This is a genomic window from Aquibacillus halophilus (assembly GCF_009649745.1).
In the GTDB taxonomy this organism is placed as follows: domain Bacteria; phylum Bacillota; class Bacilli; order Bacillales; family Amphibacillaceae; genus Aquibacillus; species Aquibacillus halophilus.
Map to the genome: position 1 here is coordinate 1 of NZ_WJNG01000008.1, position 15,653 is coordinate 15,653.

The 15,653-nt window shown below is 36.2% G+C and carries 11 protein-coding genes; 10 read left to right on the forward strand and 1 reads right to left on the reverse strand.

What is annotated here, in order from left to right:
- Nucleotides 1-926 precede the first annotated feature (926 nt).
- The 7 genes from GH741_RS11055 to uidA all read left to right on the forward strand — a co-directional run bounded on the left by GH741_RS11055 (nucleotide 927) and on the right by uidA (nucleotide 11,319).
- Nucleotides 927-2,399: an MFS transporter gene (locus GH741_RS11055; protein ID WP_153736856.1), complete on the forward strand. Its 1,473-nt coding sequence runs from the start codon at nucleotides 927-929 to the stop codon at nucleotides 2,397-2,399.
- A 302-nt stretch (nucleotides 2,400-2,701) separates the two neighbouring features.
- The gene (gene larB, locus GH741_RS11060; protein WP_338079391.1) at nucleotides 2,702-3,454 is read left to right on the forward strand and encodes a nickel pincer cofactor biosynthesis protein LarB; all 753 of its coding nucleotides are present in this window, start codon (nucleotides 2,702-2,704) and stop codon (nucleotides 3,452-3,454) included.
- 36 nt (nucleotides 3,455-3,490) lie between these two features.
- Entirely contained in the window at nucleotides 3,491-3,973 is a 483-nt protein-coding gene (larC2, locus tag GH741_RS11065; RefSeq protein WP_153736858.1) for a nickel pincer cofactor biosynthesis protein LarC2, read from the forward strand.
- A 333-nt stretch (nucleotides 3,974-4,306) separates the two neighbouring features.
- Nucleotides 4,307-5,809: an MFS transporter gene (locus GH741_RS11070; RefSeq protein WP_153736978.1), complete on the forward strand. Its 1,503-nt coding sequence runs from the start codon at nucleotides 4,307-4,309 to the stop codon at nucleotides 5,807-5,809.
- 197 nt (nucleotides 5,810-6,006) lie between these two features.
- Nucleotides 6,007-8,304, forward strand: coding sequence for a glycoside hydrolase family 2 protein (locus GH741_RS11075; protein WP_153736859.1), 2,298 nt, complete (start codon nucleotides 6,007-6,009; stop codon nucleotides 8,302-8,304).
- Between the two features lie 134 nt (nucleotides 8,305-8,438).
- Complete coding sequence (gene larE / locus GH741_RS11080) at nucleotides 8,439-9,272, forward strand: ATP-dependent sacrificial sulfur transferase LarE (RefSeq protein ID WP_153736860.1); 834 nt, start codon at nucleotides 8,439-8,441, stop codon at nucleotides 9,270-9,272.
- Nucleotides 9,273-9,516: 244 nt separating this feature from the next.
- Nucleotides 9,517-11,319, forward strand: a complete 1,803-nt coding sequence (gene uidA, locus GH741_RS11085; RefSeq protein ID WP_153736861.1) for a beta-glucuronidase — start codon at nucleotides 9,517-9,519, stop codon at nucleotides 11,317-11,319.
- A 51-nt stretch (nucleotides 11,320-11,370) separates the two neighbouring features.
- Here uidA and GH741_RS11090 read toward each other — a convergent pair whose 3' ends face one another.
- Complete coding sequence (locus GH741_RS11090) at nucleotides 11,371-12,000, reverse strand: YesL family protein (protein ID WP_153736862.1); 630 nt, start codon at nucleotides 11,998-12,000, stop codon at nucleotides 11,371-11,373.
- 218 nt (nucleotides 12,001-12,218) lie between these two features.
- Between GH741_RS11090 and GH741_RS11095 the strand changes: the two genes are divergently transcribed.
- The 3 genes from GH741_RS11095 to GH741_RS11105 all read left to right on the forward strand — a co-directional run bounded on the left by GH741_RS11095 (nucleotide 12,219) and on the right by GH741_RS11105 (nucleotide 15,487).
- The gene (locus GH741_RS11095; RefSeq protein ID WP_153736863.1) at nucleotides 12,219-13,166 is read left to right on the forward strand and encodes a carbohydrate ABC transporter permease; all 948 of its coding nucleotides are present in this window, start codon (nucleotides 12,219-12,221) and stop codon (nucleotides 13,164-13,166) included.
- Between the two features lie 52 nt (nucleotides 13,167-13,218).
- Nucleotides 13,219-14,019, forward strand: coding sequence for a carbohydrate ABC transporter permease (locus GH741_RS11100; RefSeq protein ID WP_153736979.1), 801 nt, complete (start codon nucleotides 13,219-13,221; stop codon nucleotides 14,017-14,019).
- A 115-nt stretch (nucleotides 14,020-14,134) separates the two neighbouring features.
- Nucleotides 14,135-15,487, forward strand: a complete 1,353-nt coding sequence (locus tag GH741_RS11105; protein WP_153736864.1) for an ABC transporter substrate-binding protein — start codon at nucleotides 14,135-14,137, stop codon at nucleotides 15,485-15,487.
- The last annotated feature ends 166 nt before the right edge of the window (nucleotides 15,488-15,653 follow it).

Genomic DNA, 15,653 nt, shown 5'->3' on the forward strand with positions numbered 1-15,653 from the left:
AGAAGACTATAACTCAAGGACCGGGCATCCTATTGCCTTTTTTAAAACACTTTCTAGCAGGTGGTGATAATATTTATGACATCTTTGATCAAACAAAATAAAATGGTATTTATTGGCTATATACCTTGATGACATTGGGCCTCAGCCTCCTCAGAATCAAGAAGCGATTCTTCCGGGGTCTTCGGACACGCGCTGTTCCCATAGGACAAGGAGTGCTTCATAGCAATACATCGCACGAAGAAAATCGAACTGTATTTTCGAGGAGTCTACGTATTCTGACTACACTGGTAGTGATGTTCTGATTAACGAGGGAAAAGTCCGTGATTGTATGTTGAGGTAATTTCCCACTCTTCAAATCACAGCTATTTAAAATTTGTTGAACTAAACTACGCTAATTTTAATCTTATCTATCTCCCTTTACTTATTTTTGCAAAAAGATGGTGATTGGAGCGCAGGGCAGTCGACTCCTCGAAAATAAAAACCAATTTTCATCGTGCGATGTAACGCTGCCGAAGCCTTCCTTGTCCTGCGGGAAAAGCGACGGCTGAAAATCCCGCAGGAAGTGGTTTTCTTCCGAGGAAGTTGAAGCGTTGCCCGCGGAAAGCGACTGCCCGGAGCGGAAATTCACATAGCAGTTACTTCGTATTTTACATCAACTGCGAAGGTTAGAAAGCAACAAGACTTACGAAAAGAGCGCAAGAAATTATTTAAAATCTAGCTCATCAGTTATCTGATGTGTTAGATTTTTTTAGTTTATTTATTTTTTCACTAAAAAAATGCTAGTAATGCAAAAACAGTGCTAGTTGAAATAAAACGCTTACAATATACTGGATTTAATAGTTAATTTACCCGCCAAACAAATGGGTAATAAAGGAATAAATGATAACTATTAAGATGGAAGCGTTTAATTATTAGGGGGTAATAAAATGTCAAGCACAACAATGAAAAGCGGTCATGAGTACAACACAGCAAAGTTATGGCAAATTGGTTTTTTTGCATTAAATAATACTGCAACAAATTTTTATATGTTTCTCCTAATGTTTGTGACTTACTATGCAACAGGTGTAGCTGGACTTTCAGTTGTGGTAGTCAGTACGATTCTGACAGCAATGCGCGTATTTGATGGTTTAACCGATCCGATTATTGGCTTTATCATTGATAAAACAGAATCAAAATTTGGTAAGTTTAGACCGTTGATGATCATAGGGAATGTTATCTTAGCAACCTCAGTGTTGCTAATGTACAATGTAACGCATCAACTACCGCAATCCTTTCAATTTATTTTCTTTATTTTAATGTATGCGCTTTATATTATTGGCTATACATTTCAAACAGCCTGTACAAAAGCTGCGCAAACAGTCTTAACAAATAGTCCAAAACAACGACCATTGTTCGCAGTATTTGATGGTGTTTACAACACGTTACTTTTTTCGTTGGGTCAGGTATTCGTAGCTTCCTATCTAGTTGTAAAACACGGTGGCTTTACAATGCCTTTATTTACTGAATTAAATATGTATGGAATTATTATTGCCGGTATTTTTACAGCTTTAGCTGTTACGGGTATTTGGGCAAAGGATCGGAAACAATTTTTCGGATTAGCCAATTTGAATGTAAAAACAAGATTTCGTGATTATTGGCCAATTCTAAAAGGAAATAGACCAATGCAAATGCTAGTTATTGCTGCTGCTACAGATAAGTTAACACTATCTGTTCTTAGACACTCTGTTGTAATGGTAATGCTCTTTGGAATTTTGCTAGCGGATTACGAGTTAAGTGGTACTGTTTCACTAATAATTATTGCTCCAACACTGCTTATAACTTTCTTAGGTGTTGCGTATGCTAGAAAAACCGGTCTGAAGAAATCTTTTGTAGCATCAACATGGCTGGGCATGATATCTTTCGCTGTTCTAATAGTATTTTTATTCACGATTGATCCTACTACAATATCTTTAAGTAATATGGGCATTGCTACAATCGGATTTTTAATACTATATACGTTGGGTATGGGCTTCGGTAGTCTCCCATCGGCTATTGTTATTCCGATGATCGCAGACGTATCCGATTATGAAACATACAAATCTGGACGCTATATACCTGGTATGATGGGAACAATTTTCTCATTTGTTGATAAGTTAATCTCATCTTTAGCGCCAGCGTTAGTTGGATTTGCTGTCGCTTTGATTGGTTATAAAGATGAGTTCCCGCAAATAGGGGAAGCACTAACACCGGCTTTATATGGTATGACGATATTCCTTGCATTTGGAATTCCGATACTGGGCTGGATTGCATCATTAATTGCAATGAAATTTTACACATTGGATGGCAAAATAATGATAGAAATTCAAGATTCTATTGCCGAAGTTAAAGAAAAAGCAAAAATGGATCCACCTGCAGTGTAAGAATTAATTATCTAAATAAGTTAGAATGGAGGGAAGTCCCAATACTAATTGGGGTTTCCTTTCTTATTTGTATATATAAGCTTTTAATTTATAATGCTATTAGAGGTTGCTTTAAAGATAAAAAGTCACCAAGTGATAAGTGGCATTCTTGTCGTTCTAGACTCACCGGTCCTTATGGAGGAGAAACCTACATAATTTATTCACAATATAGTGTTCTTGTAAATTAGGAATCGTGAATCTACAACATAAGATTCTAAAGTAATTTAGATGGCTTTAAATATAATAGAAATTAAGGTGAGGTAATCATGGAAGATATTTTAAAGCAAGTTCAAGCAGGGACATTAAGTGTTTCAGAAGCAAAAGAAATGTTAGCAACATATGAGAACTTAGGATTTGCTAAAGTTGACCACCACCGAAAAAAACGTCAAGGGTTTCCGGAAATAATTTATGGAGAGGGGAAATCTACCGATCAAATTATATCCATTATTCAGGCATTGAAAGCAAAAAAAAGTGATGTATTGGTAACACGGATTTCAAAAGATAAAGCGGAAGTAGCCTTAGAGCAATTTCCAGAGTTTACTTATAATGAAATAGCAGAAATTCTATTCTGGAAGCAGGAAGCAATAGATCAGGAAATCTCTACAAAATATATCGCTATTGTTTGTGCAGGAACATCTGACATGAGAGTAGCAGAAGAAGCGGCTGTAACAGCAGAAGCTTTAGGTTGTGAAGTGAGAAGATTTTACGATGTCGGTGTTGCTGGGATCCATCGTTTATTCGATAATATCGAAGAAATACAGAATGCCACCGTTTCTGTTGTCGTTGCCGGAATGGAAGGTGCGCTACCGAGTGTTATAGGTGGACTTGTTGCCCATCCAGTGATTGCTGTACCAACTAGTATTGGGTATGGTGCCAATTTCCATGGTTTATCTGCTTTATTAACAATGTTAAATTCATGTGCGTCTGGAATTAGCGTAGTAAATATTGATAATGGTTTTGGTGGAGCTTATAATGCTGCATTGATTCATCGGATAGCGCAGAAAAATGACAAATAGTACGAAAAATACTACGGTATGGAAGGGGTTTTGTCTTTGAATTCATATCCGCCTCCAAATCATGAACATATTGATGAACAGATGGTTAAAATGGAAGTAAACCTTGATGATATTCCGGGCGAGTGGTTGGGGTACGTAATGGAAATTTTGTTCGAAGCAGGGGCAAATGATGTTTTTTATACACCTATCTATATGAAAAAGAATAGGCCTGGAGTTCTGCTGCAGTTACTATGTTCAAAAAATGATATCGATCAAATGAAAGAAATCTTACTTAAAGAAACGACAACACTAGGTATTCGCTATTACCCTTTAACTGTACATCGTATGGAGCGGAAGTTTATAAAAGTACAAACAGAATGGGGTGCAGTTACAGTTAAGCAAGGGTTAAATAATGAAGAAGTCTTCCAAAGCTCACCGGAATATGAAGAGTGTAAAGCAATAGCCAAGCGCCAGAATGTTCCATTGAAAAAGGTATATGGGCAAGTTTGGCAAGCATTAGCCAAGGAAAAACGACTTTGATTTAATTAAAGATTAACTGGTCAAAATTATAGTATAAATAAAAAGAAACAGAATTATAATATTGCTAAAGAAGGGGAGTTCCGATTAGGGACTCCCTATTTGCTTTTAACTCAAAAAATAACATCACACGAGATTGATGATTATATCCTGTAATTGCAATATTTATCCTTATTATTTTTAAGTTTACCGCTTACAATATACTTATGTAAACACTTTCAATAAGTATTAAACCCTGTTAGGGTTTGGTTTAATTAAAATCTTCTTTCTAAAGTGAAAAAAGAAATTTTCACAAATAGTAGAGGAGACAAGGCAATTTACGGAAGAGGTCTAATTATGGAGACAGTGAATAACGCAACGAATGAATTTAAGAATAGGGCTAAGCTTTGGCAAATAGGATTTTTTGCATTAAATAATACTGCAACTAATTTATACATGTTTATCATTGGGTTTGTGTCTTATTATGCAACTGGTGTCGCTGGATTAACTGTTGTCATTGTTAGCACGGTTTTAATGGCGATGAGGGTATTTGACGGAATCACTGACCCACTTATCGGATATATCATTGACAAGACCAACTCGAAGATAGGAAAGTTCAGGCCATATATGATTGTTGGAAATATTATTCTAGCAGGATCAGTGCTGATTATGTTTAATGTAACTCACCGCCTTCCAGAGGAATTTCAACTGCTGTTTTTTATTTTGATTTATGGTGTACACATCATTGGTTATACGTGCCAAACAGCCTGTACTAGAGCGGCGCAAACGGTTTTAACCAATGATCCGAAACAAAGACCACTCTTTTCTGCCTTCGATGCATCATACAATCTTGTAGTATTTATTGGCGGACAGGTGTTGGTTGCTTCTTATCTTGTCCCAAAGTATGGCGGTTTCAACAATGGGCTTTTCGTGGAGTTGAACACCTATGCAGTAATTCTATCCGCTATTTTCACCGTTTTAGCAGTAATTGCTATTTGGTCAAAGGATCAAACAAAATTCTTTGGCTTTGCTGAAAAAACAGTTAAAACAAAATTTAGCGATTATTGGCCAGTTATAAAAAGAAATAGACCTTTGCAAATGTTAGTTATTGCAGCAAGTACAGATAAATTTGCATTCCAGATTCTAAGGCAACCAGCAGTTCCAATTATGTTTTTTGGTATTTTACTTGGTGATTATGCCTTAAGTGGTACCATGTCTCTTGTTACAGTGGTTCCAACGCTAATCATTACCTATGTAGGAATTGCTTTTGCTAGAAAAACAGGTTTAAAAAAGGTTTTTGTACTTGGAACTTGGGGCGCATTAGTATTCTTTGCCCTGACATTAGGTTATTTGTTAATGATTGACACAACAACAATCTCATTCTCTAACCTAACCTTTACAACGATACTATTCTTCACCCTTTATACCGTGGGCTATTCTTTTTCTGGATTCACAGGAAATGCTGTTATTCCGATGATTGCGGATACATCGGATTTTGAAACTCACGTGACTGGAAGGTATGTACCAGGAATGATTTCAACCATTTTTTCATTCATAGATAAGGCAGTATCGTCTCTAGCAATTGCAGCTGTGGGTTTTCTTCTGGCGCTAATCGGTTTCCGGGATGAATTTCCGCAAATAGATGAACCATTAACAGACTCACTTTTTACGATGACACTATTCCTTTACTTTGGTATCCCAATACTTGGTTGGATAATTTCATTAATTGCAATGAAGTTCTATGTACTTGATGGAGAAAAAATGAAGCAAATTCAACAGGAAATTGCTGAAGTTAAACAACATTATGTTGAAAAGGATGCCATACCTTCCCTATCAGATGAAGGCGATAAGAAGGAATAACCTAAGCTATGATTCTAGATTGGTTTTGACGCAAGACTAATAGATTGTGACGTAACCTTTTTCCCGTAGGACAAGAAACAGCTTCGTCAGTGTTTCATCGCACGAGGAAGCTCAGCAGCCACCCGCGGAAAGCGTTATATTGCGTCTGCAACTTTATATCAACTGAGAAAGTTAACAAAAACTAAGGGGGAATACCGATGAGAAAATTAATTAACTTTAACGAAGACTGGAAATTCATAAAGCAAGATGAAGAAAAAGCCATGGAAAAAACGTATAACGACGAACAATGGCTAGAAGTTAATGTACCACACACATGGAATGCAATTGATGGAGCGAATGGGTTTGATTTTTATAAAGGTGCATGTTGGTACCGCAAAGAATTTGCAGTTGATACTTTAGAGCAAGATAATCGAGTATTTATTGAATTCAACGGTTCAAATAGCATTACAGATGTGTATGTGAATGGACATCATATGGGACAGCACAAAGGTGGATATTCCATCTTTAGATTTGATATTACAGATGTAATCGAGTTTGGGCAGAAGAATACGATGGCTGTAAAAGTGGACAACACAGTTGTTGATGATGTGTACCCGCAAATGGCAGATTTTACTTTCTACGGTGGAATCTATCGTGATGTAAATCTAGTAATTACCAACCAAGTGCACTTTGATTTATTGGATTACGGCTCTAAAGGTATTTACGTCGTTCAAGATGATGTTTCAAGTGAAAAAGCTAAATTAATAATCAAATCAAGATTAGTAAATAACAAGGAACAAGAGGAAAAAGTTAGACTTTGGGCAGATCTTTTAGACGCGGAAGGTAACAAGGTAGCATATGGTGTACAAGAAGTGGTTTTAGCAGCAGGGGAAACAAAAGTGGTAGAGGTTCCGGCGGTCATTGAAGAGCCAACGTTATGGAATGGTACAAAGAACGCTTATATGTATCAAGCAAACGTGACGATGCAAAGTTTTAACGATACGATCGATGAACTTAAGATACCGTTTGGTGTCAGATACTTTGAAGTTGATCCAGCTAAAGGATTTATCTTAAATGGAGAGCCTGTTAATTTGAATGGTGTTTCCAGGCACCAAGATAGAAAAGATATGGGCTGGGCTATCACGAAAAAAGAACATAAACAAGATATGGAGCTAATTAAAGAAGTAGGCGCAACGTCAATTAGACTAGCACACTATCAGCACGATCAATATTTTTATGATCTTTGTGATCAAGAAGGAATGGTTGTCTGGGCTGAGATCCCATTTATTACGATTATGTCAAAAACAGAACTAGAAGGAATTAACGCAAAACAACAGATGATTGAATTGGTTCGTCAAAACTTTAACCATCCATCCATTATGTTCTGGGGAATTCAAAATGAAATTCAAATTAGTGGGGAAAGACCAGAACTAAGAAAACTTGTTAAAGAATTAGATAGCTTAACAAAACAAGAAGATCCTACACGTTTAACAACAATGGCAAACGTAATGTTTGTGAAGGATAAAGATGAATATAACTATATGACTGACACGATTGGGTATAACAAATATTATGGTTGGTACAACGGAGAAGCGGAAGATTTCGCTGGATGGATCGATGGATTCCATGAAACAAACCCTAATGTAAGCATGGGAATCTCTGAATATGGTGCTGAGGGAATTTTGCAGTTCCATACTAATGATCCAAAAGTAAAAGACTACACAGAAGAATATCATGCACTATATCATGAAAAGGTTTGGAAAATATTCTCGGAACGTCCTTTCCTATGGTCAACATACGTATGGAATATGTTTGACTTCGGTGCCAACATTAGAGACGAAGGTGGCGTGAAGGGAAGAAATAATAAAGGATTAATCACGTACGATAGAAAGGTTAAAAAAGATGCTTTCTATATGTACAAAGCACATTGGTCGGATGAGAAATTTGTTCACATTACAAGCAAACGGTTTGTTGATCGTGCAGATAATACCATCACCGTGAAAGTTTATTCCAACTGTGAAGAAGTAACACTTTATGCTAATGGTGCGAAGTTAGCTACCAAAACAGGTCCGGAACGTATCTTCATCTTTGATGATGTTTCGATTAAGGATGGCCTCAACGAAGTTAAAGCAGTAGCTAAACAGGATAATAAAGTATTTCAGGATATGGCTAGCTTTAATAAAGTGAAGGAGCCAAATCCAAGTTACGTATCTCCAGATGAAGGTGGCGGACCAGTAGCTAACTGGTTCGAGATGCCAGACCTAGATGATGTTGAAATTAAAGAACTAACTATAACCGATGATGTGTACTCAACAAGTAACACATTTAGAGAATTATTAGACAATACTGAAACGAAAGCTGTTGTTGATAAATACCTGCCTGGGATTGAAGACCATTCTATGTTTGGAATGCTAGAAGGCTTTGTGGTCGAAGATTTAGCCCAAGTAGCACCAGAACAATTTAGTGATAAGATGTTGTACACACTTAATAAAGAATTAACCAAAGTTAAAAAATAATCAAAGAGTGAGGTTGTGTAATTCGCAGCCTCTTTTAGTTTTGATTGACAGTACTTGAAAGTCCCTTTAGTCTTAAATTAGATTTGGTTTAGGAGAATGCAATTAACAAAAATATACAAAGTGAGGCGATTGACATGAATGAAGCAATCATTACGAAGAATCAACGTCTTGGAGAAATATTATCAGATATGGATCGTGTGATAGTGGCTTTTTCTGGAGGAGTTGATAGTACGTTGCTACTTAAGAGAGCGCAACAAGAGTTAGGTGAGAATGTCTTAGCTGTGGTCGTATCTTCTGAGTTGTTTAGAAATGAAGAGTTTGAAGCTGCTGTTCAATTAGCAGAGCGTATCGGTGTTAAAGTCCATCAAACTAAAATAAAGGAATTAGAAAATCCAGATATTACGGCCAACAATCCAGATAGCTGGTATCATAGCAAGAAAATGCTTTATAATCATTTAACACAACTTGCTCAAGAACTTGGCTATCAATATGTGTTGGATGGAATGATCATGGATGATATCGATGATTTCAGGCCTGGTCTAAAAGCAAGAACAGAAGCGGGAGTTCGTAGTGTGCTGCAAGAAGCGAGCCTATTCAAGGATGAAGTTCGAGCGCTTTCTAAACAGCTTGACTTACCTGTATGGAATAAGCCTGCATCATGTAGTCTAGCATCTAGAATTCCATATGGTACAACGATTGATAAATACAAAATTAATCAAGTTAACCAAGCAGAATTGTTTTTAGGCAGGTTGGGATTTGACTTGGTCCGTGTCCGTTATCACGGTAAGGTTGCACGGATTGAAGTTCCGTCCAAGGACATTACCGAATTATCAAAATACCAAGATGAAATATACAACAAATTTCAATCACTCGGATTCTCTTACGTATCGGTAGATATACAAGGTTACCGTACTGGAAGTATGAATGAAGTATTACCAGAGGATTCAGAAAAAACAGAAGCAAGTTAGAGGGATTATCTTAATATGTTTTAGCCAAAAGACGTAACTAACTAAATGTTGGTTGCGTCTTTTTTAGTTTAGCTAATGTTTATGATTCGAATTGTCCACCTGCCCAAATATCTCGTCAATCGTATAAAACCAACAGGTGAAATTAATCCTGTTTTTGCATTTTAAATCCTAACAACTTTAAACTAACTCCATTATAATTAGTAATGTAAACACTTTCATAAAATTTAATTGAAGGAGTGCTACTATGTTATATCCGATAAATACAGAAACCCGTGGGGTCATAGATTTAAGTGGAATTTGGAGTTTTAAATTAGACAAAGGTAATGGACTTAATGAAAAATGGTATGAATCTAAACTAACAGATACAATGAATATGGCTGTACCATCATCCTATAATGATATTGGTGTAATTGGAGAAATAAAAAACCATGTTGGTTGGGTTTGGTATGAGCGTAATTTTACTGTTCCGGCCTATTTGAAAAGTGAACGAGTTGTACTTCGTTTTGGGTCTGCAACACATACAGCAAAAGTATATGTGAATGGAAAATTAGTTGTTGAACATAAAGGTGGTTTCTTACCATTTGAAGCGGAAATTAACGACTTCTTAACAGAAGGAAAAAATAGAGTAACTGTTGCCGTTAACAACATAGTAGATGAAACCACATTACCGGTTGGTAACTATAGTGAAGAAATGGTAGAGGGGATTGGTAAAGTTGTTCGAAACTCTCCAAACTTTGACTTTTTCAATTATGCTGGTTTACATCGCCCGGTAAAAATATACACAACCCCTTCAACTTATGTGAACGACGTTACGGTTGTAACAGATTTTAAAGATACAACTGGGATAGTCAATTACAAAGTGGACGTTGTTGGGAAAGGAATGACGGTTAAGGCAAGTGTAGTCGATGAATCAGATGTTGTTATAGCGACGACAGAAGGTGCGAATGAGACAATCAGTATTCCTAATGTGAAATTATGGGAACCGTTAAATGCCTATTTGTACACATTGAAAGTTGAATTGGTTGAAAATGGCCAAACCGTTGATGCTTATGAACAGCCGTTTGGAGTTAGAACAGTAGAAGTCAAGGATAGTAAATTTCTAATCAATAATAACCCCTTTTATTTCAAAGGCTTTGGTAAGCATGAGGATTCATCGATTAATGGTAGAGGTATGAATGAGGCTGTCAACGTAATGGACTTTAATCTTATGAAGTGGATCGGTGCCAACTCATTCCGTACTGCTCATTATCCATATTCTGAAGACTTAATGCGCCTTGCTGACCGCGAAGGATTAGTAGTTATCGATGAAACACCAGCTGTTGGTGTTCATTTGAACTTCGCTGCGACATTAATGGGTGGCGGTAAAAAACGAAATACATGGCAAGAAATCAAAACATATGATCATCACCGAGATGTGATTAAGGAACTAGTAGCTCGTGATAAGAATCACCCATCTGTTGTAATGTGGTCTGTCGCAAATGAACCAGCTTCAGAAGAAGAGGGAGCATATGAATATTTCAAACCGTTAGTTGAGTTAACGAGAGAATGTGACCCACAAAAACGTCCAGTAACCATTGTTACTCATTTAATGTCAACGCCAGAAACCGATAAAATAGCTGAATTGCTCGATGTTCTAGCATTAAATCGTTACTACGGTTGGTATGTACAAGGCGGAGATTTGGAAGTTGCAAAAGTGAAATTGCGCCAAGAATTTGAAGGTTGGAGCAAACGCTGTCCAGGCAAGCCGATTATGATGACCGAATATGGTGCAGATACCGTAGCTGGTTTACATGATGTCGATCCAGTGATGTTTACCGAGGAATACCAAGTAGAATATCTACGAGCTAACCATCAAGTATTTGATGAGTTTGAAAACTTTATTGGTGAACAAGTTTGGAACTTCGCAGATTTTGGTACAAGCCAAGGTATTTTACGTGTACAGGGTAATAAAAAGGGGATCTTTACACGAGATCGCAAACCAAAAATGGCTGCCCACGAATTCCGTAGCCGTTGGACTAAGATTCCAGACTTTGGTTACAAAGGTTAATACTAATAAAAATGCTAGCTTCGATGTTGAAGCTAGCATTTTGTGTAGTATTTATATTTCGATATGTTTTTGTTTGCGTTCAACTTTGTTAAATGCAAATGTCGCTGACGATAGGATGACAAGTGCGATTAGACTACCACTATAAAAGAAACTGATACCAGGGATAAAAACCATTGCATAATAAACAGCTGCAGAACCAAAAATTATAAACAGGTTTGGTAACGGATTATAAAACATAATTAATACAGCATTTTTAAATAAAATACCTATGTTTTGGTTGAAATGTACGTAGCAAGCAAATAAATAACAGACTGACAGTACAAATAGCAAGCTAAGCATGATCATTGGATAATAAAGCAGTTGTAATACCCTTATGTCAACGGTTTGAAGGAAAGTAATATTAAGATAGAAAAGGAAAGATATTATCACAAGAACAAGCCCTAGTTTATTTGAAAATACAAATTCTTTCTTATAATAGTCCCAAAAAGTTTTGCAGACTGGTGAATTACTTTTATTTAGAAATTGTCGTAATGTTGCAAACATGGCAATCGTTGCTGGAAAGAAACCAAATATAAACAATCCAACAATTGTAAAAAATATCCAAAGTAGGTTAATGTAAGCAAGTCTAGCAAACCAAGTGCAAAATTGATAAATTATTCCAGAAAAGGCATCTAACTGCATGTTCTAATCCTCCCTAATAAATTATCCTCTGAAAAAGAAAAAACGACTCCTTGATTCTTTAATAGCTTGTCAGATTTAATATACCATGATTTTTTCATGCAGTTTAAGTTCTTGAGTAAGTAGTAAAAATATTCTCGATTTAGTAAAGATAGTACATTGTTGAAAGCGTTTTCCTTTTCTATAATGGGAACAACAATTAAGAAAAAGAGGTGAACAACATGCAGACAGGGATAAAAACGCAACCAATTTCCACTCGAAAGAAAAGAAAAAAAAGAAATGGTGATCCATTTAGTGGGTGGAAAGAAAATTTGGCTGGTTATATTTTTATAGCACCTATGTTTCTCGGAACTTCCTTATTAGTCCTGTTTCCAATTATATCCTCACTTGTATTAAGTTTTACAGATTGGAATTTTGTTTCGGGGTATCGCAATGCAAGTTTCGTTGGCTTTGACAACTTTCAAAAGTTGTTTACAAATCCACTTTTCCTGAAATCCTTAACAAATAATTTTATTATTTTACTAGCGATACCTGTCACACTATTTATTTCTTTATCACTGGCAGTAATTATTAATAAGTATGTTTACTTCAAAGACCTTTTTAAAGTCATTTATTTTATGCCATTTATTTCTAGTATCGTTGCAGTAGCAGTCGTATTTCAAGTGTTGTTTCATCCAACAAATGGTCCTATTAATCAATTTTTAAGGGCAATTGGAGTCGAAAATCCTCCAGGTTGGATTGCTAGTGTTGCTTTTTCATTGCCCTCCGTTATGCTCATAATGATTTGGACAAGTATTGGTTTTAACTTAATTATTTACCTTGCAGGTTTACAAAGTATTCCAAAGGAACTTTATGAAGCAGCGCAGATCGACGGTGCTTCGGCTTGGTATCAATTCTTAAAGATTACAATTCCGTTAGTATCGCCAACGACTTTTCTACTATTAGTAACTGGAACAATTTCTAGTTTTAAAATTTTCGACTTAATTATTGTACTAACCAATGGTGGTCCAGCCAATTCGACTATTACACCAGTTGTGTATCTGTATCAGCAGGCATTTTTAGAATTGAAAACGGGCTATGCCTCGTCAGTTGCGCTTGTACTGTTTATTATTGTGTTAATTATTACGTATTTTCAGTTTCTTGGTCAGAAAAAATGGGTGAATTACTAAGTTGAGAGGAGGAATTACTGTGATTGATCGATTAGACACTAGAAAACTTATTATGACAATAATCATGTTATTTCTTGGCTTAGTCTTTTTAATGCCGTTTATTTGGATGATTTCCGCATCACTAAAAATTGAAGAAGAAGTACTAACCTTTCCAATTCAATGGATACCTGAATCATGGAATGCTGTAGCAAACTACAAAGAAGTTTGGACAGGATCGATGCCTTTTTTACTATTGTACTGGAATTCGATAAAAGTAACTTTGTTAACAACACTTACATCAGTGACAATATCTGGTTTAGCTGCATATGGTTTTGCAAAAATTAATTTTAAAGGTAGAGAGTTACTATTCATAATTGTACTTGCAACATTCATGATTCCACCACAAACTTTGTTAGTCACGCAGTTTTTACTTTATAGATGGATTGGTCTATATGATACACATACCGGACTAATTTTGCTAAATAGCTTTAGTGTGTTTGGAACCTTTATGCTACGTCAGTTTTATTTAGGTATTAGTAATGAGATCATTGAGTCCGCTCGAATGGATGGGGCAGGACATTTTACAATTTTCTTCCGAATTGCATTACCACTAGTTCGTCCTGCAATTGCAACATATGCAATATTACGGTTCATTTGGACGTGGAACGACTTTCAGTATCCATTAATCTTCTTAAGAACTGAGTCATTATATACGATACAGTTAGGTGTACAAAGCTTTGCCGATGAACATGGTAGCATTTACTCACTAATGATGGCAGCATCTGTGTCTGCAATCATACCATTACTCATTATCTTTATTATTGGCCAAAAGCACGTGATTGAAGGGATTCAACTTGGTGGAGTAAAAGGTTAATAACTAATGAATAGTGTTTAGATTTAGGCTGAGAATTAAGGGGATAACTTGGCTTTACTTAAAAGGGTGAAGTTGAATTTACCATAAAATTAATTTTTATAAGGAGGAATAAGTAATGGTGAAAAAATGGAGCTTAGTATGGTTACTTGTATTGATAACTGCCTTTAGTCTAGTGGCCTGTTCTGGTAGCGATGAAACATCTAGTGATTCAGATAGTACATCAACGGATGATTCTTCAAGTGATAGTAGTGGTGATGAAGTAGTTACATTAAATTTTGTTCATTGGATCAATGAAGATAATGGTAAATGGGAACCTGTTATTGAAAAGTATGAAGCAGAAAATCCAGGAGTGAAAATTGAATCTATGCCATTAGTGGACAACATGAATTCACTGGATTATTTTAAGCAACTTGACTTGCTTGCATCAGCTGGGGAAGATATGGATGTTATTATGTTTAGTAATGTAAATGATCTAGTAAAACGGATTGATGCCGGATTATTGTCCCCTATCGACTCATTTATGGAAGAAGAAGGAATCAATATAAATGAGGTTTATAATAACTCTTATGGACCAGTGGATGGGAAATACTATGGTTTACCAATGAAAAACGTTAGTAACTTAGTCATGCTAAATAAAGCCCATTTAGATGAAGCTGGATTAGAAATTCCAACAGATTGGACTTGGGCAGACTATCGTGAATACGCTGAAAAGATGACAACAGATGAACATTACGGCTCTTATTTTCACATATGGCATAACTTTCAGTCATCTGTAAAATTGTTAGGGAATGCAGAGGGTAGTACCGTTATTTTAAATGAAGACGGAACGTCTAATGCTGATAATCCTTTACTAAGAGAATCGTTAGAATTACGTTATCAGTTAGAACAAGAGGATCAATCATCCGTTCCATATGCTGAAATATTATCCCAAAAATTAGATTATCGTCAGCAATTTTTTACCGGGGAAGCGAGTATGATTCCTATTGCAAGTTTTATGATTACAGAGTGGGGAAGCTTTTCACCTGATTTTGAAATCGCATGGGCTCCATGGCCGAAAAATGAACCAGACAATGAAGTTTACACAGTAATGGGTGGCGATTTAATTGGCATTGCAGAGTCTTCTGAGCACAAGCAAGAAGCTTATGACTTCATGCGTTGGTTGACAACAGAAGGGATATCTGAACAAGGAATATGGGTGCCATCCTGGAAGGAGGCTGAGCTTTCAAGTATTTTGGAAACTTTGGCTAGTGGCACGACAAATCCTGAGGCAATTCATATGGAATCACTGCAGCACACATTAGAGGTTTCGAATCCGACTAAAACGTTTGCACCAGAAAGTTATATTACAGAAGTTTTAACGGAATTTGATGCCGAAGTAGAGATGTATTTATTAGATGAACAAGACATTGATACAACAATGGAAAATATTGAAAACAGAGCGCAAGCAGTGATTGATGCGAATCAATAATATCTAACAAAAGTTAAGGGTGATATAATGTAGGGAGAAGTAGTCATTCTCCTTACATTATTTTCTATTAGTATACTAGGCTGTGAATCTCTTCGCTGGCTTAGCTATGTATGCTACTTATCTATTAAAAGGATACGTAGTTAAGCCGCCCGAGGACCTGCTTTCT